Genomic DNA, 21,092 nt, shown 5'->3' with positions numbered 1-21,092 from the left:
GATCGCGCGCAGTGCCAGTCGCACCATGGTCATGACGCCTCGCCCGATCCAGCCGAGCAGCCCCAGTTCCGCGGCCAGTTCCGCGGCCTCCACGGCCGTTTCCGCCCGATCCGACGACGTGGAACGGCACCGGGAACAGGAGCGGGGCCAACGGCGCCTCCGCGTGCCGCACTTCTTGCACTTCGTCATAGCCTCGGATTCCGTCCGCGCGGGTGCCGTGTCCGTCGATGATGCGTGCTCAGGCGCCGGCGGCGGCGGTGCGCCGTGAGGTCCGGCCGAGAGTCCAGCGGTATGCGGCACCGAGCGCCAGCGCCTGCACAACGGCCCCGACGGCGACACCGGCGAACGGCAGTACACCGGGAAGCGCCGAGAACAGCAACGAGGTCGGGGCGGTCACGACGAACAGCCAGACCCCGGCGAAGCTGCTGTCCACGTGCTCGACGAGGAGCGTGTCCAGTCCGACCCATACGCCGACGGCGGCCACGACGGCCAGGTAGCCGAGGGCGACGGGGTTCACCAGGTAGCGGCGAAGGGACTGGGGCAGGGTGCGCGACGGGGTAGTCATCTCTAACTCCGATGTGAGAAAGCCGTGTTGCTCGGTGTATGACCCACCATGCCGTCGGGGCGGCGGCTGCGGCATGAGTACTCATACCCATGTTCGTATAGTGATGGCCGACTGGGCTCCGAGGGCGGTGCTCAGGGCGGGCGGGGGGCTGCTGCCGGGCTCGCGACGCCGCTCGGATCACCTTCGCCGTTCAGCCGACGTCTCCCTGTGGCGTACCCGCACATCCCGCGCACAATGGGAAGTGGGTCCGCCGACCGGCGGGTGCCCGAGCGAGACCCTCGGGCCGAGTGCTCCTGCCCGTCCGTCGCCGATCGCCCCATATGGGGCGGGTCGGTCCGTGTCGGTTGCCGGCTGCCTCCTCCCGGCACGTGCCCGTGTCGCCCCGTCGACGATTCCCACCGATCAGCGGCCCCCAAGGCGCCTGCTCCGGCCGCCCGCGTCTTGCCTACCCGAGGAAGGGCCGTGGCCATGGCATCCAGGCAGAGCCGATTTCCCCAGTTGCTGACAGCGGCGGAAACGGCGGCACCGGTGGAGGCCGTCGACGTGTTCGCGGAGAACCTGCGGCGGCGGTTCGGGGCTACGCAGGTCTCGTTCCTGATCGTGGACCTGACCGGCAGGGCGGTGGCGCGACTCACCACCACCACCGCTGCAACGACGGTCGGTCATGACGCGGATCACATCCCCATGCTCGGCAGCGTCTACGGGCAGGTGATCCGCGCCCAGCGGCTGTATCAAGAAGCGACCGGTGAGGGACACAGGGTGATCACTCCGGTCACCAACAGGGGAGACGCCATCGGTCTCCTGGAAATAATTCTGCCGACCCGTCCCGACGAGAACGTCCTGCAGGCAGTCGGTGAAGCCGCCCACCTCCTGGCCTACGTCGTGATCGCCAACGGGCGTTTCACCGACCTCTACACGTGGGGCAAACGCACGAAGCCCCCCACCCTTGCGGCGGAGATCCAGTACCAGCTGCTGCCCCAGTCGCTGTCGTGCGAAGGCGCGCAGTTCACGCTGTGCGGAAATCTGGAGCCTTCAGCAGACCTCAGCGGAGACACCTTCGACTACGCCGTCGAGCGCGACGTCCTTCACCTGTCGGTGACCGACCCCATGGGGCACGACCTCGCGGCGGCGCTCGCCGCCACCGTCCTGGTCGGCGCCCTGCGAGGTGCCCGCCGCGCCGGAACCGGACTGGCCGAGCAGGCCCGCCTGGCCGATCAGGCGCTGGCGGACTACGGGCAGGGTCACGCCACCGGTCAGCTGTTGCGCATCGATCTCCATACCGGGCAGGCGCAGTTCGTCAACGCGGGTCACCCCTGGCCCCTGCGGATGCGCGAGGGGGCGGTCGAGGAGATCCCCTGCGAGGTGGACCAGCCCTTCGGGCTGTCGGTGGTCGCCTCCCAGCACTACAGGGTCCAGGACATCGACCTTCGCCCCGGTGACCGCATCCTCATGCTCACCGACGGCATGCTGGAACATCATGAGGAGGACATCGACCTCCCGGCCCTGCTGCGGCGGACCCGCAACCTGCACCCCCGGGAGACCGTTCTGACGATGTCGTCCGCGGTCCGGCAGGCCGCCGGCGGCCCGCTCGAGGACGATGCCACGGTGATGTGCCTGGACTGGCACGGCCCCCAGGAGACGCAGCGGCACGTCAGCTCAGGCGCAGACGTGCAGCAGGCCTCGCCCGGCGTCGCGTAGCTGTGACCACTGTTTCTCCTGGACAGCACGGCCGACCGGATCTCGGCCGCACTCGGGGTCAGCGCGCGAACTTCTCGACAGCCGCTGGGGTGACGGGGGTGAAGAGGTTGACGAGGTTGCCGTCCGGGTCCCGGAACAGCAGCGAACGGTTGCCCCAGGGCATCGTGGTGGGCCCGGCCACGAACTCGGTGACGAAGCCGCTCAGGTTCCGGTGCACACGGTCCACGTCGTCGACGAGGAACTCGGTGATCACGCTGTGGTTCTCCGCCGGGCGGGCGGAGCCGGGGGCGAACAGGGGGACGGTGCGGGTGCTCGCGATCGCGAGAGTGGCGGCGGGTGTCCTGAGTTCGGCGAAGTCGTCGTTGGCCCACTCCGCCCGCACCTCCGTGACCCGCTCGTAGAAGGTGACGAGGCGTGCGACGTCACCGGTGATGATGCGGATCGAGACGAAGTTCATGAGGGCCTCCCAGGTCGTGCCGACGTCGTTCCGGCGTCGTGCATGTCGGAGGCTAGGGGAGATAGTGGACAGTTTCCGTCCTGTATCGGTTCTAGGCTGTGACCATGACCCGACCCGCCGGCCGTGTGCTGACACTCCTGGAGCTGCTGCAGTCCGGCGGCACGCGCACGGTGGCCGAGCTCGCCGACCGGCTCGGCGTCGACGGGCGGACCGTGCGGCGGTACGTGGACCAGCTGATCGACCTCGATGTGCCCGTGGAGTCGGTACGGGGCCGGTACGGCGGGTACAGGCTCGGCGCCGGATACCGGCTGCCACCCCTCATGCTGAGCGACGACGAGGCGCTGGCCGTGCTGCTCGGCCTGGTGGCGGGGCGCAGGGCGGGGACGTTGGCGGCGGGGCACACCGCGAGCGAGACGGCGTCCGCCAAGATCCGGCGTGTGCTGCCCGGACACCTCGCGGGCCGGCTCGACACGCTTCTCGGATCCCTCGCCTTCACGGACGGGCCCGGTGAGCTCGCCGCCCCGGACACCGGGGTCCTGCTCACGCTCGCCGACGCGGTGCGTCACAGCCGGCCGGTCTCGATGAGGTACACCGGCGGTGACGGCCGGCGTGACGAACGAACGCTGCACGCCTACGGGATCGTCGCCCACGCGGGCCGGTGGTACGTCACAGGCAGGGACCCCGGGATCGGCGAGGACCGTACCTTCCGGCTCGACCGCATCGCCGACGCACGGGCGCTCCCCGGGTCGTTCGAGGTGCCCGCGGGTACCGATCCCGCCGCGCGCGTGCTGTCGGGGTTCGCCACGGCCGGGTACCGGCACGAGGTGGCCCTGCGGATCCATGGAACGGCCGAGCAGATCAGGGCCCGGCTCCCCGCAGCCGTCGCGATCCTGGAGGAGGAGCAGGGGCCCGCGGCCGGTGACGACCCGACGCCCGGACGCTGGTGGCGTGTCGGCATCAGGGCGGAGCGGCTCGACTGGCTGCCTCCGGTGCTGGCCGCGCTCGATCGGCCCTTCGTCATCGAGCGCCCCGACGAACTGCGCGACCTCGTCGCCGAGCTCGCCGATCGCCTCGCGTCCTTCGCCCGCCGGGCGCCGTGAGGCGCAGCAGCCGGGAACGGGTCCTCGCGGCCCCTTCCCGGCACTGGCTCAGGGGCGCGGCCAGGGGCGGCCGCCGATGCGTTCGATGTCGGAGTTGAAGCGCCGCAGGTAGCCCGCGAAGGCGGAGATGTCCTCGTCGGCCCAGTCGGCCATGACGCGCTCCAGGGAGCTGACCATGCCCTCGCGTTCCGCGTCGAGGGTTCTCGCCCCCTCCTCCGTGATGCGGAACTTGCGGGCCATGCCCCCGTCCGGGTCGGGGATGCGCTCCACGAAGCCGGCGCGCATGACCGCGGCGGTCTGCCGGTTGAGCGTGGAGACGTCGAGGTCGAAGGCCTCGCTGAGCTCACCGACGGACATGGGGCCCTGTACGCGGATGCGGCTGAGCAGGACGTACGCGCTGCGCTCCAGGAGGCCGTCCTTGCGGCGTCCCTTTCTGTGGGTCAGCAGGCCGTGCCGACTGAGCAGCATCTGCTCGTACTCGACCTCGTGCGTTGCCCTCTTCATGCGCGGGCACCTCCTGCTTCCTGCCGGGCGGGCCGGTGTGTCGTCGTGCCGTCGTGCGTGCCGACTTCATCGTATGTTTACGAAGACTTGCATAGGCCACACAATGTGCATGATGCAATAGACGTGTACGATACCAAGTCTCCCATCGAACCGACCGGATAGCCGAGGACCCGCGATATGGACACGCCCCAGCCCACAGCCCGCGCAGGCGGTGTGATCACGACGCTGGCACTCGCCGGCACCGTCGCCGCCGTGATGCAGACGCTGGTGACTCCGCTGATCGCGGAGCTGCCGCGGATTCTGGACACCTCGTCCTCCAACGCGGCCTGGGTGGTCACCGTCACCCTCCTGGTCGCGGGCGTGTGCGTACCGGTCACCGGCAGGCTCGGTGACCTCCTCGGCAAGCGCCGCATGCTGCTGGCCTGCGCGGTCCCGCTGGTCGTCGGGTCCGTCGTGTGCGCACTGGCCTCCTCCGTGGTCCCGATGATCGTCGGGCGCGGTCTCCAGGGCATGGGCATGGGCATGGTGCCGCTGGGTATCGCGCTCCTGCGCGACGTGGTGCCCTCCGAGAAGCTCAGCGGCTCGATCGCGCTCGTCAGCGCCTCCATGGGCATCGGCGGCGCCCTCGGCCTGCCGATCTCCGCCGCCGTCGCCGAGTACGCCAGCTGGCGCGTGCTGTTCTGGGGTTCCGCGGTCCTGGCGGTGATGATCGCCGTGCTCATCTACGTCTTCGTCCCCGACGTCCCGGCCGGGGCGAAGGGACAGCGCTTCGACGCCCCCGGCGCGATCGGCCTCGCCATCGGCCTGGTGTCCCTCCTGCTGGCGATCTCCAAGGGCGCCGACTGGGGCTGGGGTTCGGGCACCACGCTCGGCCTGTTCGCGGTCGCCGTCGTGGCCCTCGGCACCTGGGGGTTCTACGAGCTGCGCACCCGTGACCCGCTCGTCGACCTGCGCACCACCGCCCGTCCGCGTGTGCTGCTCACCAACATCTCGTCGATCCTGGTCGGCGTCGGCATGTACTCCTTCATGCTCATCGCCCCGCAGCTGCTGCAGTTCCCCGAGGCCACGGGGTACGGCCTCGGGCAGTCGATGCTGGCCGCGGGTCTCTGGATGGCTCCCGGTGGCGTGATGATGATGATCGTCTCGCCGCTCGGCGGAAAGCTGATCAACGCACGTGGGCCCAAGATCGCACTCGTCCTCGGCGCCCTCGTGATCTCCCTCGGCTACGGCCTCTCCCTCTTCCTGATGGGCTCCGCCTGGGGCCTGATGATCGTCGGAATCGTCATCAACAGTGGTGTCGGCCTGGCCTACGGCGCGATGCCCGCCCTGATCATGAGCTCGGTCCCGCTCTCGGAGACCGCCGCGGCCAACGGCTTCAACACCCTGATGCGTTCGCTGGGTACGACCATCGGTTCGGCGGTCATCGGTGTGGTGCTGGCGCAGATGACCATGGAGCTCGGCGGCTTCTCGCTCGCCTCCGAGGACGGGTTCCGCGTCGGCCTGATGATCGGCTGCGGGGTCGCCCTCGTCGCCGCCGCGGTCGCCGCGCTGATCCCGGGCCTCGTCCGCCCCGCCGCCGACGGCGACCGGACCGGGCCCTCCGCGACGGACAAGGTCGCCGTCGAAGCCTGACCGCGACACCCGGGAGCGCCCCGGCCGTCGGAACTCCTGTTCCGGCGACCGGGGCGCTCCTGCGTTCCCGGGCGGAGAAGTTTCTGCTGCACGGGCATTGACCGGGGGGGTGGGCCGATTTACGTTCTTCGCGTTGCCCTTCGTATGTCATATATGAGACGCGATATGAGAGCCGAGCGCCGCATGCAGCCAGCCCCGAGCCCTCTCCCCTGCCGCCCCCGGCGCCGCGGGAGACGCTGAGGGCCCCCGCGCGCCCGCCCGGACTCGTCCCGGCCCATCGGTTCCCTCCGGCTCCGCAGGACTGCCGGAGCCCTGCGCTTCCCCGAAGCACCTCCACCCCGCACGGTTCACGCTGCGGCGCCCAGCTGCCCTGCGCCCCGCCGGTGAGCACTCAGAGAAGAGAGCCGACCATGATCAAGCCCCGCAACAGCCGTCTCGCCGCCGCGATATCCCTGGTGTCGGCTCTGGCCCTCACCGCCACCGCCTGCGGTGACGACGGGAGCGGCATCACCGGCGCCAAGGGCGCGGAGGGCTCCGGGACCGGGAAGATCGTGTTCTGGGACGAGAACGGGGGTGTCCGCACGGCGATCTGGAAGGAGATCATCGCCGACTTCGAGAAGGCCAACCCGGACATCGACGTGCAGTACGTGGGCATCGCCTCCACCGAGGCGCAGTCGAAGTACGACACCGCCATCCAGGGGGGCGGTCTGCCGGACGTCGGCGGTGTCGGCGCCGCGATGGTCGCCGGAATCACCGCACAGGACGCCCTGGAGCCGCTCGACGACCGGATCGAGGAGAGCTCGCTCAAGGGCAAGCTCAACGAGGCGATGGTCGAGAACGTGCGGAGCGCCGCCGGCCGGGACGAGATGTACACGGTGCCGATCTCCGCCACGAACGGCGTCCTGTACTACCGCACGGACCTGTTCGAGAAGGCCGGCCTCGACGAGCCGGACACCTGGGACGAGTTCTACGAGGCCGCCGCGAAGCTGACGGACAAGAAGAAGAACCAGTTCGGCTACACCATCCGCGGTGGCCCGGGTTCCATCGCCCAGGCACTGGACGCGATGTACGGGCAGTCCGGCATCGGTTCGTTCTGGGACGAGTCACAGACGAAGACGACGGTCAACGACCCGAAGAACGTCGCGGCACTGGAGAAGTACGTCGGTCTGTACAGGAAGGCCACTCCCGAGGCCGACCTCAACAACGACTTCACCAAGATGGTCGCCCAGTTCGACTCCGGCGGCATCGCCATGCTCAACCACAACCTGGGCTCCTACCAGGACCACGTGAGTTCGCTCGGCAACGCCAAGTTCCGTGGCATCCCGCAGCCGGAACTCGCCGACGGGACCCGGGTGATGGTCTCCAACCCGGTCTCCGGCCTCGGCCTGCTCAAGTCGTCCGAGAACAAGGCGGCGGCCTGGAAGTTCATCGAGTTCGCCGCCTCCCACGCCTCGAACTCCAAGTTCAGCGAGTCCGCCGGCCTGATCCCGGCCAACAAGGAAGCGGCCGAGGACCCCTGGCTCGACGAGGCCGAGACCACGAAGCTCGGTGCCGAGGCGCTGTTCTCCGGCGACACCAGGATCGTCCAGCTCCCCTACTACCTGCCGGACTGGAACACCCTGTCCAAGGCCGACAGCGAGGCGGGCTTCCAGAAGGTGATGCTCGGCAAGACGAGCGCCAAGGACTTCCTGGACACGCTCGCCGAGAACCTCGACGAGGCCCAGGCGGAGTGGAAGGAACAGCAGGGCTGATCCGGGCCGGGGGGCCTGGACCCTAATCCAGGCCTTCCTCCCGCAACTGGTACATCAGGAGGAACGTCCGGTAGGTCTCCGAGGACACGTCCAGGCACACGTCCGGCCGGTTGGTCCACGTCGACAGGTTGTCGAGGGCCCGCCGGCAGGCGGCCTCGGTATCGGCCGCGGACGGGATGTTCGAGATGTACGCGGAGATCAGCAGGACCACTGCGAGGACGACCACGCCGATACGGATGCGCATGGTCTCCCAACGACCGTGCGGCCGGGGCGGTCACTCGGGGCAGGTCACAAGCTCCCGGATCACTCGGACTCGTCGGTGAACGGCGGCAGGTCGGGCTCGATGAACAGGCCCGCGTACTGCGGCGAGGGCAGCGGGGCCGCGGCGCCCGTGTCGGTCGTGGTCGCGGTGTCGGCGTGCCGCTGGATCGTGCGGGCGGGCATGTCGGTCATCTCAGGTGTCCTGTACGTAGGTGTGGAGAGAGCCCCGTGACCGAGCCTCCGCATTCGATGCCGGACCGGTCCCGACCGGTACGGCGACGACGTGCCGCTACCGGTGCCGCGCCGCTCCGGGGGCGTCCGGATCATGTGTGCGGCGGTGCATGCAGACTGTAACCCTCCCAGCACGGCTTTCCCCCGGTATTGCGGGCCCGGCGTGACGGTCAGTGCGGCGGCGCGGGCTCGATGTTCTGGTTTGCGTGGAAGAGGTTGTGCGGATCGTACGTCCGCTTGGCCTCCGCGAGCCGGTCGTAATGCCCCCGGTAGGTGGCCTTGACGCGGTCCTGGGACTCGTCGGTGCCGATGAAGTTCACGTAACCGCCGCCCATGGAGTGCGGGTGCAGCGCCTCCCAGTAGCCGACGGCCCACTCGCGCAGCGCCGCCGCGTTGGCCGGGTCGGGGTCGATGCCGGCGATGACGCCGGACCAGTGTGCGTCGCGGTAGGCCCACGCGGTGTCGTCGGGGCCGACACGGCCCGCGGCGCCGTCGACCGGGTACAGGTGCATGGTCGACAGGCCGGTGGGGAGCTTCTCGGCGAAGGAGGCGTGCACGTCGGCGGCGTCGTCCGTGATCCGGTCGAAGAAGTCGCCCCGCCAGTACCACTGGAGGCCGGCCGGCATCAGTGCGTCGAACATGCTCTGCAGGGCCGGGTAGGGCATCGGCGCCGTGAAGTGGAAGGCGGGCGGCCCGGGTTCGTTCACGACGGCGAGGGTCTCGCCCAGGGATTCCGGATCCGCCGTCGAGGACCAGATGACCCCGCACATCTTCCGTCCGTGGATCTCCTCGGGGAAGGGCGGGCCCGGCGGCACCGTCAGCGAGGCGAAGAAGCCGTACAGGTCGTCCGGCGCCTGCGGCAGGAAGTCGCGGTACCACCGGATGACGTCGTGGAAGAGCTCCAGGGGCCACAGGGTGATCGCTACACCCACCGTGTCCACGGGGTGCAGCTCGAAGTCGAACGACGTGACGACGCCGAAGTTGCCGCCGCCGCCCCGGAGCGCCCAGAACAGGTCGGAGTGCTCGCTCGGGTTCGCGGAGACGAAGGTGCCGTCGGCCAGGACCACGTCCGCGGAGACCAGATTGTCCACCGAGAGGCCGTACTTGCGGGTGAGGTAGCCGTGGCCGCCGCCCAGGGTGAGCCCGCCGATCCCGGTCGTGGACATGATGCCCGCCGGGGTGGCGAGTCCGAACGCGTGGGTGGCGTGGTCGAAGTCCCCCAGCGTCGCACCTCCGTCGGCCTGGGCTGTCTGGGTGGCCGGGTCGACCCGCACGCCGCGCATGGGGGAGAGGTCGAGTGTGACCGCGCCGTCGGAGAGGCCCAGTCCGGGGCCGCTGTGCCCGCCGCCCCGGACGGCGACGTCCAGGCCGTTCTCCCGGACGAACTTCACGGCCTCCATGACGTCCGCCGTGTCGTGGCACAGGACCACGGCCGCCGGTTTCTTGTCGATCATGGCGTTGTAGACCGCACGGGCCTGCCCGTACTCCTGGTCGTCGGGGCCGATGACCGGTCCGCGCAGAGCGCTGCCCATCGATTCGAGGAGGGCGCCGTCCATGATCGTCTCCTAGCGCGCGTGCGTCCGGCTCGCTCCGGCACCACCGCTGCGGACGGGGATCACCGGCCGGCGCCGGCACCCGGGGGGCGCCGGGCGGACGGGACGGACACCGAAAAGTTGACCCTCCCAGCGTCCCGCCGCTCCGGAGGCGGCGCAATCGCGGAGCGCCGTGCGCCGGGGCGGACCAGGTCCTCCGGACGGCAGCACATGGAATTAGGGGTGCGGCAGTACCCTTGATCACGCCACTCCGCCTGCCAACTCCCCTTTACGCACGTCCTGTTGGAAAGAATGGCCGGTCAGGTCGACTTTCCGGTGATGAGGGGAGCGGGGGCGCGGCGGTCGTAAATGGTCGGAGCACCCTCCCGGATGGCGTAGAGTTGCAATCACAACGACGCGGGGTGGAGCAGCTCGGTAGCTCGCTGGGCTCATAACCCAGAGGTCGCAGGTTCAAATCCTGTCCCCGCTACTGAAGACAGAGGCCCGGATCCTTCCAAGGATCCGGGCCTCTGTCATGTGCCGCCACCGGGTCGGTGGTGACGGGCTTGACCTTGACGCTGCGTGAAGATCTAGCGTTTCCGGCATGGAGTGGTCCATACAGGAAATCGCCCGGCGGGCCGGCACCACGAGCCGGACCCTGCGGCACTACGGAGACGTCGGTCTTCTCGTGCCGAGCCGTAAGGGCGCCAACGGCTACCGCTATTACGACCAGGAGGCCCTGGTCCGGCTCCAGCGCATCCTGCTGCTGCGGGAGCTGGGGCTCCCTCTGCCCGCGATCAAGGACGTGCTGGAAGGGCAGCGGGACACCGCGGCGGCTCTCCGGACCCATCTGCGTCTGCTGGAGCAGGAGCGGGAGCGCATCGGGCGGCAGATCGCCTCGGTGCGGACCACTCTGCGCAGGACCGAGGAAGGGGAGGACCTCATGGCCGAGGAAGTGTTCGACGGTTTCGACCACACGGCGTACGAGGAGGAGGTCACCGAACGCTGGGGCCGGGAGGCGTACGAGCGGAGCGGCCGGTGGTGGCGTGGGCTGAGCGAGGCCGAACGCGTCCGCTTCCAGGGCGTGCACGAGGACATCGCCCGGGACTACGGGGCGGCCAGGGCCGCCGGCCTGGAGCCCGGCGGCGAGGAGGCGCAGGACATCGCGCGGCGGCACTGCGCGTGGCTGTCGGCGACGGCCGAGGTCACCCGCGCGTATGTGACCGGGCTCGGGGAGATGTACGTCGCCGATCCCCGCTTCGGGAGGAACTACGATCGCCACGGGGACGGAACCGCCGTCTTCGTACGGGATGCACTGACGATCCACGCGCAGCACCGGCTCTCCGACTGACCCCCGGAGGCGGGGCTCCGGCGCGCTCCTCCCTTCGGCCCACGACGGGCCGCCGTCCGGCGCGGCTCCGGGCGGCGGGGGCGGGGCGCGATACCGTCCGCAGCCGTGGGTGGACCGGGCAGGAGTGCACAGGTGGGGAAGCGGGACGGGCGGCGAGGGGGCGTGGGCGGGGTTTCCCGTTCCCGGCGGCTCGTGCGCGCCCTGCCCGCCGTGATGATCTGTGTCGGGGTGGCCTTCGACGTCGGGACGCCGACCGAGGTCACCGCGGTACCGCTGTTCGCCGCGGCTTCGTTGGTCGCCGCCCCCTTCTTCTCGCTGGCCGGCACCGTCCGGGTCGCGGTGGCCGCGATCCTGGTGGTGCTCGCCATCCGGTTGTCGGACGGGGCGATCCTCAGGGTCGTGTCGATCACCGACCTGCTCACCCTGGTGACCGTCGGCGCCCTCGCCGTCCTCATCAACCGCGTCGTGCGCCGGGGTACCGAACAGCTGGCCTCGGCCAGGGTCATCGCGGAGACCGCGATGCGCGCGGTGCTGCCGAAGCCCGAGGACCGGATCGGCGGACTCCTGGTCGCGGCGCGGTACGAGGCCGCCCAGGCGGACGAGTTCGTCGGCGGTGACCTGTTCGCCGTCGCGGACACGCCGCACGGGGTGCGCCTGGTCGTGGGGGACGTGCGGGGCAAGGGGCTGGACGCCGTGGCGGCTGTGGCGGTCGTGATCGGGGCGTTCCGGGAGGCCGCCGAGCAGGAGAGGTCGCTGGAGGGGGTCGCCCAGCGGCTGGAGCGGGCTCTGGCCCGGGAGGGGTCGCGGCGGGGCGGGCTCGACTCCATGGAAGGGTTCGTCACCGCAGTCCTGGCGGAGATCCCGGTCGGCTCGGACACGCTGAAGGTCATCAACCGCGGGCATCCCGAGCCGCTCGTGCTGCACCCCGACGGCGTGCTCGACGTGCTGGCACCGACCGCGCCCGCCCTCCCGCTCGGGATGGGGCTCGGCACGTGGCCCGACCGGTCCGACGAGTGGACGCTGCCGGCCGGGGCGATGTTCCTGGCGTTCACCGACGGGCTCTCCGAGGCGCGGGACATGACAGGAGTCTTCTACGACCCGGCGGACCGGCTCCGAGGCCGGCTCTTCCCGGGGCCCGAGGAGCTGCTGTCCGCGCTCACCGACGACGTACGGCTGCACACGGGGGGCCGGTCGACGGACGACCTGGCGCTCCTCGCGGTCGCGCGTCCGGCGAGGGGGCAGCAGGAGCGCCGGACCACCGTGAAGATCGTGCGGCGGGACCGTGAATGAGCGGTTGCGACCGTCGGTAGTCGAAGGGCTCCGCTCCGCATAACATTTGACGCACCGTCAGAAATTGGCAGCTGGATTACGGGCGCTCAACTTGCCGGTTTACGCCCGATTGAGCCCTGTAAGTCCAGGCCAGAGGCGTGAACGATCTGTGGGAACAGCTTGGAATCGGACCCGGGTGTCTATTAACGTTCGATAACGCAGCGCGGTTGTACCTGCCGTCGCAAGAGGCGGCACCGTGCGCAGCGCCGAATTCCGCAAGGGAACCGGGGAACCACCTACATGGGGTGAATCGGACACCTGTGTCTCGTGAGAGACGGAGGGGTCCGTAGGAGACCTTCCTGCTCCGAACCCGTCAGCTAACCCGGTAGGCGAGAAGGAAGGAAAGGAGTGCGCCCACGTGGCGTCCAACCAGCCTGCCCCCGAGGCCCCGTCACCCTTCAGGACCGACAGCTTCGGCGACGACGGCAGGACTTGGGAGGAATGGAATCCCACCGAGGAGTCCATCCGTCCCGTACGCGGTCGGCATCGCGTCGCCAAGCAGCGCGGCCTCGCCCGTAGCTCCACCGTCCTCGGCGTCGGTGTCATAGCGGCCGTCGGTGCGGGCGGCATGGCCACCGCGCAGAGCAAGCCGCCGGTCTCCATCTCTCTTCCCGATTCCATCGCGGACAATCTCCCTGACGCCAAGTCCCTTCCCGGCGTGGGCGCGTTCATGTCCGGCGACTCCGACTCGGACTCGGACCACGAGACGGTCGCCGCGTCCTCCCCCCTCACCACGGCGGGCATCACCGCGGCCGAGGCCGAAGGGGGCGCCACCGACGCGGGTGAGGCGCTGCGCGCCCGCATCCTCCAGCAGGCCGAGCAGCAGCAGGCCGGAGCCGACGCCGAGGCCAAGGCCGCGCAGGAGAAGGCGGCGGCCGAGGCGGCCGCGGCCCAGGCGGCGAAGCAGCAGAGCGCGGCGGAGGCCGAGGCCGTCGCGAAGAAGAAGGCGGCGGAAGAGGCGGCGAAGAAGAAGGCGGAGGCAGAGCGCCTGGCCAAGCTCGCCGCCAGCTACGCCGTCCCGACCTCGTCGTACTACATCAGCTCGACCTTCGGTCAGGCCGGTTCGATGTGGTCCTCCGGCTACCACACCGGGCTGGACTTCGCGGCTCCGACCGGGACCCCGGTCAAGGCCGTGCACAGCGGCACGGTGAAGTCGGCCGGCTACTCCGGTTCGTACGGTTACCGCACGGTCCTGGAGCTCGACGACGGCACCGAGGTCTGGTACTGCCACCAGTCCTCGATGGACGTGGTCGCAGGACAGAAGGTCACCACCGGTCAGACCATCGGCCGTGTCGGCGCCACCGGCAATGTGACGGGCGCCCACCTGCACCTGGAGGTCCACACCGCGGACGGCGCGGGCATCGACCCGATGGCGTGGCTCCGGGGCAAGGGCCTCACGATCTGATCCCCCGCGCCGGCTACCGGCGCAGCAGAACCCCGGCGGCCCTGACGCACGACCCCCCGACGTCAGGGCCGTCGGCCTGTCCGGGACCGCGGGACGGGCCGGGCGGGGGGCGTGCCAGTAGGGGCGGGCCGGGAGCGGCGGTCATCGGCGGCCGGGAGAAGGTGGTCCCCGGTGGCCGGGAGCAGGCGGCCCCCGGGGGCGGCGGCGGAGCGGAATAGTTGGCTCCGCCCGTTGGTTGTCCCTCGGCATGACGTCTTTGCGCCCGCTCGGTTCTTCGAGCCTTCAGGTCTTTCCCCTCGCTCTCGGCGGCAACGTCTTCGGCTGGACGGCCGACGAGGAGCGGACGTTCGCCGTCCTCGACGCGTACGTCGCGGCCGGCGGCAACTTCATCGACACCGCCGACTCCTACTCGGCCTGGATCCCGGGCAACGAGGGCGGTGAGTCGGAGACCCTCATCGGCAAGTGGCTGGCGTCCCGTTCCCGCCGCGACGACGTCGTCATCGCCACCAAGGTCGGCGCGCACCCTTCGTACAAGGGGCTCTCGCCCACCACGATCAAGGCGGCGGCCGAGGCGTCCCTGCGCCGGCTCGGCACCGACCACATCGACCTGTACTACACGCACTTCGACGACGAGAGCGTCCCCGTCGAGGAGATCATCACGGCGCTCGACCAGCTGGTGAAGGCGGGGACGGTGCGTGAGATCGCCGCCTCCAACATCAGTCCCGAACGGCTCCGGGCCTCCCTGGACTTCTCCGAGCGCGAGGGCCTGGCCCGTTACGTCGCGCTGCAGCCGCACTACAACCTCGTCTCGCGAGACACCTACGAGGGCCCCCTCCAGGACACGGCGGCGGCCGCCGGCCTCGCCGCGGTCCCGTACTTCTCGCTCGCCGCGGGCTTCCTCACCGGAAAGTACCGGCCGGGGGCGACCGTCGAGAGTGCGCGGGCCGAGGGCGCCGGCAAGCACCTGGAGACCGAGCGCGGCCGTAAGGTGCTCGCGGCGCTCGACAGGATCGCCCAGGAACACGACGCCGAGATCGCCACGGTCGCCCTCGCGTGGCTGGCCTCCCGGCCGACCGTGACCGCTCCGATCGCCTCCGCGCGCACGGTCGAACAGCTGCCCGCGCTGGTGGCGGTGGACGGTCTCCGGCTGAGTGAGCAGGAGCTCGCGGAGCTGACCGGGGCGTCCGCCTGAACCCACCCGCGCGGACGTCCCCAGGGGTGTCCGTGACGTCCCGCCGGAGAACCGTGCGGGACTGCTGCGTGGACGTCCCCTAGGCGGGCGGCGGGGTCCGCCGCCCGCCGTCCTCCGTGTACGGGTTGTGGCCGCCGTAGTGCCGGTGCGGTGCGGGGAGCCGGTGCGGGGGCGGGCCGCCGTAGGGGTACTGGCGGGGGAACGGGGGCGGCACGGGCGGCCGGTGGGCGCGCAGCCGGCCCGTCGCGTGGGCGGCGTACGTGAGGGCCGGACCCGCGATCTCCCGACGCTGCCAGAGGTGGTGCAGCAACTCCTGCTCGCGCAGGGCGAAGTCATGGCCCGCTCCGTCGTGGCGTGCCCTCCGGCGCAGCATGGCCAGGGACGTCGCGAACGACTCGTACTCGGCGACGGCGCGGGCCGCGGCCTTGCCCCGGGCGCGGTCCGGGTGGCTGTTCCAGTGCCTGGCCATGTCACGGGCCATGCCCCGCGCCCGCATCGAGGCCAGGGCGAGCGGCTCGGCGGGGGCCAGCCAGCCGGCCGCCGCGTACACCGGCAGCTCGGTGGAGAGCGTGCGCAGCTCCCGCTGACGCGACCAGACCGCCAGCCAGGTCACCAGGCCGAAGCACGGCACCATGAAGACGCCGTACACCAGGTAGAAGCCGTACGGCCCGAACGCGGACGAGCCGTTCCACAGGGCGTGCGTGCCCATGGCGAGGACGAGCCCCACCAGGGGCAGGACGACACGGCGTACCCGGTGGCGCGCGCCGCCGAGCGCGGCGATGCCGAAGCCGATCCCGGAGAGCACGGTGAACAGGGGATGCGCGAACGGCGACATGACCACGCGTACGAAGAACGTCCCGGCCGTCACGGAGGCGAAGCCCGTGGTGCCGAGGTGCTGGTCCTCACCGAAGGCGTTGCCCAGGTAGAGGATGTTCTCGGTGAAGGCGAAACCGGTCGCGGTGAAACCGGCGACCACGATGCCGTCGGTGATTCCGCCGAACTGCCTTCTGCGGAAGAGGAAGATCAGCAGGACGGCGACGGCCTTCGCGCTCTCCTCGACGACCGGGGCGACGAGCGTGGCCCCGAGGGTGTCGGCGCTCGCCGGATCCGCGGTCGCCGTCGCTATCCACCGGGTCGCGAAGGAGTTGGCGATGATGGCCACGAGCGCGGCGGCGCACGCACCCCAGGAGAAGGCGAACAGCAGATTCCGCCACGGTCCCGGCTCGACCCGGTCGAGCCAGCGGAACGCCGCCATCAGCAGAGGAACGGGCAGCACCGCCAGCCCGAGGCCCACCAGGAAGCCCTCGGTGCCCGTCTGCTGACGCACCAGCGCGAGGATCACCAGACCGCAGAGCGCGAGCACCGTGATCACCGCACCGGCACGGAACGCCTTGCTGCGCCAGACCATGCCGACCCGGCGGGGCCGGTAACGCCACTGGCCTCGCTCCGGGACGGCACCCAGGAACTCGTCGAGCTGCTGCCCTTCGAGAACCGGGACGGCCGGCTGCTGGTGCTGCACGGACCCCTCGGACATCCGACGACCCTAACGAGGACGACTGACACCTGGCCACGCCGTGGGGGCCGGGGCGCCGGCCGGTGGCCGATCAGCGACGGGTGAACAGCACGTCGTGCACGACGTGCCCCTTGTCCAGGCCCTGGCCCTCGAAGCGGGTCAGCGGCCGGAACCCGGGCCGCGGCGCGTAGCCTCCGTCCGCCTGGGTGTTCTCGAACAGGGGGTGCGCCGACAGGACTTCCAGCATCTGCTCCGCGTACGGCTCCCAGTCCGTCGCGCAGTGGAGGACCGCGCCCGGCTTCAGCCGCTGCGCCACGAGGTCGAGGAACTCCGGCTGGATCAGCCGGCGCTTGTGGTGCCGCTTCTTGGGCCACGGGTCGGGGAAGTACACCCGGAGCCCGTCCAGAGCGGCCGGTTCGAGCATCTCGCGGAGCAGGATGATCGCGTCACCGTTGGCGACACGGACGTTGGACACCCCCGCCCGTTCCGAGAGACCCAGCAGGTTGCCCTGGCCGGGTGTGTGCACGTCGACGGCCAGGATCCCGGTGCCCGGGTCGTCGGCCGCCATCTGGGCCGTCGCCTCGCCCATGCCGAAACCGATCTCCAGGACCACCGGGAGGCCGTCGAACAGCGTGGGGAGGTCGAGGACACCACGACCGTCGATGTCGAGGCCCCACTTGGGCCACAGCCGCTGGAGCGCGTCCTCCTGGCCGGTGGTCACCCGGCTGCGGCGCGGCTGGAAGCTGCGGATCCGGCGCTCGTGGTGCGAGCCCGCCGGGTCGGCCGCGGGACCGCCGGGGAAGCGGGGTTCCTGGCGCAGTCTCCGCTGGCGCTCGAAGGAGGCGGCACGGCGCGCCGCCGCGTCCGCCTCTGCGTCGGTGGCGGCATCCGCGTCGGCCGGGGCCGGTGCTGCGGCGTCGGGGCCGGGCGCGGTCTCCGGCGTCGCACCGGGCGTCTCCGGGGCGGGGCCGGGCGTCTCTGGGGTGGGGTTCAGGGGCTCAGACACAATGCCCCGATTCTACGGCGGGAGGCGTCCACCCCGTCGCGCGAGCCCGCAGCAGGGCCCGCCGCGCCACCTCCCTCCCGATGGGCAGGGACGCGGTGGCAGCCGGGGACGGGGCGTTCAGCACGTGCACCGTGTGCGGGGCGTCCCGGATCAGGAAGTCGTCCACCAGGGTGCCGTCCCGCAGGACGGCCTGGGCCCTTACACCGGCCGGGGAGGGCCGCAGGTCGGCCTCCGTCACCTCCGGCAGCAGACGCCGCACGGCCCGGGTGAACGCGCTCTTCGACAGGGATCTGTGCATCTCTCCCGCCCCGTACCGCCAGTGGCGCCGGGCGATCCGCCAGGAACCGGGCCAGGCCAGGGTGGCGGCCAGCTCGCCCGGGTGGACGACCGTGCGGCCGTATCCCTCGCGGGCCAGTGCCGGCACGGCGTTCGGCCCGACGTGGACCGAGCCGTCGACCCCCCGGGTCAGATGCACCCCGAGGAAGGGGAACGCGGGGTCCGGCACCGGATAGACGAGGCCGCGCACCAGTTCGGGCCTGGCCAGCTCGTAGTACTCCCCGCGGAACGGCACGATGCGCGCCCCCGGCTCGTCGCCCGCGAGCAGAGCGACCCGGTCGCTGTGCAGCCCCGCGCAGTTGACCAGGACGCGGGCCCTGACCACCTGGCCGTCGGCCGTGCGCACCGCGACACCCCAGGGCCGCCTGTCCACGGCGACGACCTCCGCGCCGTACCGGATCTGTCCGCCGGACGCGGTCACCTCGGCCGCGAACCGGACGGCCACCGCGGTGAAGTCGCACACCCCGGTCGTCCCGACCCGGATCGCGGCCAGTCCGCGCACCCGGGGCTCGTACTCCGTGATCTGCGCGGGACCGAGCTCCCGGACCGGCAGGCCGTGCGCCCGGCCGCGCTGCACCAGGGAGTGCAGCCGGGGCAGCTCCGCCCTGTCCGTCGCGACGATCAGCTTGCCCGTCACCGCGTGGTCGATGCCGTGCTCGGCGCAGAAGTCCACCAGCTCGGCGGCACCCCGCACCGCGTAGCGCGCCTTGAGCGAGCCGGGGGCGTAGTAGATGCCGCTGTGGATCACCCCGCTGTTGCGCCCCGTCTGGTGCCGGGCCGGGCCCCACTCCTTCTCCAGCACCGTGACCCGGGTGCCGGGCGCGGTGCGCGTGATCGCGTACGCGGTCGACAGACCGACGATTCCGCCACCGATCACCAGCACATCGCAGTCGTACGCCGCGTGCGTCATCATCACGCCACCTCCCACCCCGATAGTGCACTGACCCACTGACAGCGCGCTCAAACCAGGGAGGGCGCGAGCCTGCCGAAACGTTTCGCGCCCGGACCCGGCGAAACCGGGGCGTACCGGTCCCGCCGAGGCCGGCCTCGGTTCAGGCGGGGGAGACGAGGAGGGGACGGGCGCGCTCCCGCAGCTCGGCCACACGGGGCTCGTCCCCGTACGGTTCGAGGCGGTGCAGCAGGTCGCGTACGTACTCCGTGGTGCGCGCCGAGGAGATCCGTCCCGCCACCTCCACCGCCCGGGTCCCGGCCGCGCAGGCCGCGTCGAGGTTGCCCGACTCCAGCTCGGCGACCGCGGACACGACGAGCCGCAGCCCGTGGGAGCGGACGAACTCGTCGGTGGGTTTCGACAGGGCCTGTTCGGTGAAGCGCCGCACCTGGCGGGGCGCCTTGAGGTCGCGGTAGCACTCGGCGGCGTCGGCGGCGAACCTGTCGTAGGAGTAGAAGCCGAGCCACGCCGGGTCGGAGTCACCGGTCCGGGAGCGCTCCAGCCAGCTCTCGGCGGCTCTGAGCGCGGCCCCCGCGGCCGGTGCGTCGCCTGCCTTGGCGTGGGCGCGTGCCTCCACGAGCCGGAAGAAGCTCATGGTCCGTGCGGTGGCCAGTCCGCGGTTGCGTTCGACCGCGGCCTGCGCGAGGTCCACACCCTCGTCGGCGAATCCCCGGTAGGTCGCCTGCAGGGACATCGACGCCAGCACGTATCCGCCCAGCGGCACGTCGGCGGCGGCGCGCGCCAGGCGCAGTGCCTGGATGTAGTAGCGCTGCGCCGCCTCCTGCTGGCCGGTGTCGAAGGCCATCCATCCGGCGAGCCTGGTCAGCTCGGCGGAGGCGCCGAAGAGCGCCCGGCCCACCTCGTCGCTGTAGGAGCCCAGCAGGAGCGGTGCGGCGTCGACCCGTAAGCACTCCGGGACCATGGAGGAGCGCCAGTCGCCCCCGCCGTACTTGGAGTCCCACCTGCGCGCGTCCTGAGCGGCCTCGCGCAGCTTGGTCACGTCGCTGTGGCCCACGCGCAGCAGCGTGCCGTCGGCCCCGCCCGCGGTGTCCGGGCCCGGCTGGACGGGGATCTGTGCCCCGGGTGCGCCCTCCGGGCCGAGGATCGCGGCCTGCGCGGCCGCCGGGGCCCTAGCCACCGACGGATCGGCGGGGGTTATGAGCCATCGGGACGCGGGGGTCGCATAGGCGCTCACCGCGAAGGAGCCCGCCAGTGACTGCCATATCCCGCCGCCGCCCCGGCGGCCCGCGAGATCCAGCCGGTACAGATCCGTCGCCGACCGCACCGCCTCGCCCACGTCGCGGGGGAAGGCGAGGCCGACCTCCGGCGCCGGATCGGCGTCGGCGAGCCCGATCTCGTGCAGCGGCACGGGACGGCCGAGTTTGGCCCCTATCGCCGCCGCGATGAGATGGGGTGCCGCGCCCTGCGGCACCATGCCCTTGGCGACCCACCTGGCCACCGACGTCTTGTCGTAACGGAGGGTCAGACCACGCTGCGCCCCGAGGTCGTTGACCCGCCGGGCGAGCCCGGCGTTGCTGATTCCCGCGAGGGCGAGAACCGTGCCGAGCTTCTCGTTCGGCCCGCGTTGCTCCCTGGACATAGCCACCCCTCGACACACAGACGGCTGCCGCGTCACCGTCGGGCGCGCGGCATTCGTACCGTGTTCTCCCCAGCTACGGTCCCGGGCACTCCGGCCGCACACGCATTTGGCCAGGCCCCGTGGAATATGCCGCCCTGCTGAGAACATCGGTAAACCCAGCGTAGTTCGCCGCATCCCCACCGTTAAGGGGCAGACCTCCGTATGGCGGGAATGTTGTCCGTGCGGTGCGAGGCGCCGTGGTGTCGTGCTCCTGATGTGTGGCCGTGCGCCCGGCCGTGCGCTCTGCCCCGGCCGAATCGCAAGCGCTTCGATGGGTCCTGCGTGGGTCGGCCCGCCGAACTGGACTCGGCGGGCTGGGGGAGACCGCCGCCCCAATCCCCGCGGGCGGCGAACCGGTCCGGGAGGTGATGACACCTCCCGGACTGTGCGCCGCACGGGCGGGGATTCGGTAAGGCGGACGTGCGGACCGGCGCACCGGGGGGATGCGCCGGCCCGCACGCCGCGGCACCGGACGGCTCGTCGCGGGGGTGCCCCCGCAGCTCTGGGGGAGGGCTGCCGGCAGTCCGGGGGACGCGGTGTGCGAGCGTCTCCGGTGAGCTGCCGGGGCGAAACGCGCGGTTCCGTCGCGATCGGAAAATGGCTGGATAGCGCCGGTCGGGCGGGGCGCGGCGAGGCCGCCC

18 protein-coding genes, 1 tRNA gene and 1 riboswitch are annotated in these 21,092 nt (G+C 71.3%); of the genes, 9 read left to right on the top strand and 10 right to left on the bottom strand.

All coding sequences use genetic code 11. The annotated features are described in order from the left end of the window. Positions 1 to 238 precede the first annotated feature (238 nt). Positions 239 to 565 carry an SCO4225 family membrane protein gene (locus P8A20_RS16925; RefSeq protein WP_147961978.1) on the bottom strand — a complete coding sequence of 109 codons (327 nt, stop codon included), beginning with the start codon at positions 563 to 565 and terminating at the stop codon, positions 239 to 241. 468 nt (positions 566 to 1,033) lie between these two features. Between P8A20_RS16925 and P8A20_RS16920 the strand changes: the two genes are divergently transcribed. Then, on the top strand, positions 1,034 to 2,263 hold the full coding sequence (locus P8A20_RS16920; RefSeq protein WP_306103781.1) for a PP2C family protein-serine/threonine phosphatase: 1,230 nt from the start codon (positions 1,034 to 1,036) through the stop codon (positions 2,261 to 2,263). 58 nt (positions 2,264 to 2,321) lie between these two features. On the opposite strand, the gene P8A20_RS16915 is transcribed toward P8A20_RS16920, so the two are convergent. Continuing rightward, positions 2,322 to 2,720 (bottom strand): VOC family protein, encoded by a 399-nt coding sequence (locus P8A20_RS16915; protein WP_147961980.1) that lies wholly within the window; start codon positions 2,718 to 2,720, stop codon positions 2,322 to 2,324. Between the two features lie 104 nt (positions 2,721 to 2,824). Between P8A20_RS16915 and P8A20_RS16910 the strand changes: the two genes are divergently transcribed. Beyond that, positions 2,825 to 3,820, top strand: coding sequence for a helix-turn-helix transcriptional regulator (locus P8A20_RS16910; RefSeq protein ID WP_147961981.1), 996 nt, complete (start codon positions 2,825 to 2,827; stop codon positions 3,818 to 3,820). Between the two features lie 48 nt (positions 3,821 to 3,868). On the opposite strand, the gene P8A20_RS16905 is transcribed toward P8A20_RS16910, so the two are convergent. After that, positions 3,869 to 4,324 carry a MarR family winged helix-turn-helix transcriptional regulator gene (locus P8A20_RS16905; protein ID WP_014155014.1) on the bottom strand — a complete coding sequence of 152 codons (456 nt, stop codon included), beginning with the start codon at positions 4,322 to 4,324 and terminating at the stop codon, positions 3,869 to 3,871. A 177-nt stretch (positions 4,325 to 4,501) separates the two neighbouring features. On the opposite strand from P8A20_RS16905, the gene P8A20_RS16900 reads away from it, so the two are divergent. Then, positions 4,502 to 5,956: an MFS transporter gene (locus P8A20_RS16900; protein ID WP_147961982.1), complete on the top strand. Its 1,455-nt coding sequence runs from the start codon at positions 4,502 to 4,504 to the stop codon at positions 5,954 to 5,956. A 410-nt stretch (positions 5,957 to 6,366) separates the two neighbouring features. Beyond that, complete coding sequence (locus P8A20_RS16895) at positions 6,367 to 7,707, top strand: ABC transporter substrate-binding protein (RefSeq protein WP_147961983.1); 1,341 nt, start codon at positions 6,367 to 6,369, stop codon at positions 7,705 to 7,707. 22 nt (positions 7,708 to 7,729) lie between these two features. Here P8A20_RS16895 and P8A20_RS16890 read toward each other — a convergent pair whose 3' ends face one another. The 3 genes from P8A20_RS16890 to P8A20_RS16880 all read right to left on the bottom strand — a co-directional run bounded on the left by P8A20_RS16890 (position 7,730) and on the right by P8A20_RS16880 (position 9,755). Continuing rightward, positions 7,730 to 7,951 (bottom strand): hypothetical protein, encoded by a 222-nt coding sequence (locus P8A20_RS16890; protein ID WP_147961984.1) that lies wholly within the window; start codon positions 7,949 to 7,951, stop codon positions 7,730 to 7,732. 59 nt (positions 7,952 to 8,010) lie between these two features. After that, a complete protein-coding gene (locus P8A20_RS16885) occupies positions 8,011 to 8,160 on the bottom strand; it encodes a hypothetical protein (RefSeq protein ID WP_187282316.1) in 150 nt (49 codons plus the stop codon). 209 nt (positions 8,161 to 8,369) lie between these two features. Further along, on the bottom strand, positions 8,370 to 9,755 hold the full coding sequence (locus P8A20_RS16880) for an FAD-binding oxidoreductase (protein WP_147961985.1): 1,386 nt from the start codon (positions 9,753 to 9,755) through the stop codon (positions 8,370 to 8,372). Positions 9,756 to 10,147: 392 nt separating this feature from the next. Between P8A20_RS16880 and P8A20_RS16875 the strand changes: the two genes are divergently transcribed. From P8A20_RS16875 to P8A20_RS16855, 5 genes are all read left to right on the top strand, one after another. Then, positions 10,148 to 10,221: transfer RNA gene (locus P8A20_RS16875), tRNA-Met, on the top strand. Between the two features lie 114 nt (positions 10,222 to 10,335). Continuing rightward, the gene (locus tag P8A20_RS16870; RefSeq protein ID WP_147961986.1) at positions 10,336 to 11,082 is read left to right on the top strand and encodes a MerR family transcriptional regulator; all 747 of its coding nucleotides are present in this window, start codon (positions 10,336 to 10,338) and stop codon (positions 11,080 to 11,082) included. 132 nt (positions 11,083 to 11,214) lie between these two features. Next, entirely contained in the window at positions 11,215 to 12,372 is a 1,158-nt protein-coding gene (locus P8A20_RS16865; RefSeq protein WP_306103780.1) for a PP2C family protein-serine/threonine phosphatase, read from the top strand. A gap of 233 nt (positions 12,373 to 12,605) precedes the next feature. After that, positions 12,606 to 12,758, top strand: a riboswitch (cyclic di-AMP (ydaO/yuaA leader). Between the two features lie 11 nt (positions 12,759 to 12,769). After that, the gene (locus tag P8A20_RS16860) at positions 12,770 to 13,816 is read left to right on the top strand and encodes a M23 family metallopeptidase (protein WP_306103779.1); all 1,047 of its coding nucleotides are present in this window, start codon (positions 12,770 to 12,772) and stop codon (positions 13,814 to 13,816) included. A gap of 247 nt (positions 13,817 to 14,063) precedes the next feature. After that, positions 14,064 to 15,008 (top strand): aldo/keto reductase, encoded by a 945-nt coding sequence (locus P8A20_RS16855; RefSeq protein WP_147964391.1) that lies wholly within the window; start codon positions 14,064 to 14,066, stop codon positions 15,006 to 15,008. Positions 15,009 to 15,087: 79 nt separating this feature from the next. Here P8A20_RS16855 and P8A20_RS16850 read toward each other — a convergent pair whose 3' ends face one another. The 4 genes from P8A20_RS16850 to P8A20_RS16835 all read right to left on the bottom strand — a co-directional run bounded on the left by P8A20_RS16850 (position 15,088) and on the right by P8A20_RS16835 (position 20,412). After that, entirely contained in the window at positions 15,088 to 16,542 is a 1,455-nt protein-coding gene (locus P8A20_RS16850) for a PrsW family intramembrane metalloprotease (RefSeq protein ID WP_306103778.1), read from the bottom strand. Between the two features lie 70 nt (positions 16,543 to 16,612). Further along, a complete protein-coding gene (gene trmB, locus P8A20_RS16845; RefSeq protein ID WP_306103777.1) occupies positions 16,613 to 17,527 on the bottom strand; it encodes a tRNA (guanosine(46)-N7)-methyltransferase TrmB in 915 nt (304 codons plus the stop codon). Next, positions 17,520 to 18,776 (bottom strand): L-2-hydroxyglutarate dehydrogenase, encoded by a 1,257-nt coding sequence (gene lhgD, locus P8A20_RS16840; protein WP_147958454.1) that lies wholly within the window; start codon positions 18,774 to 18,776, stop codon positions 17,520 to 17,522. The genes trmB and lhgD overlap by 8 nt, the downstream gene beginning before the upstream one ends. 139 nt (positions 18,777 to 18,915) lie before the next feature. Further along, positions 18,916 to 20,412 carry an NsdA family TPR-like regulatory protein gene (locus tag P8A20_RS16835; protein ID WP_147958453.1) on the bottom strand — a complete coding sequence of 499 codons (1,497 nt, stop codon included), beginning with the start codon at positions 20,410 to 20,412 and terminating at the stop codon, positions 18,916 to 18,918. Between the last annotated feature and the right edge of the window lie 680 nt (positions 20,413 to 21,092).

The organism is Streptomyces sp. Alt3 (genome assembly GCF_030719215.1).
In the GTDB taxonomy this organism is placed as follows: domain Bacteria; phylum Actinomycetota; class Actinomycetes; order Streptomycetales; family Streptomycetaceae; genus Streptomyces; species Streptomyces glycanivorans.
Note: the sequence above shows the minus strand (reverse complement) of the source record. Positions and strands in the feature narration are given on the sequence as shown.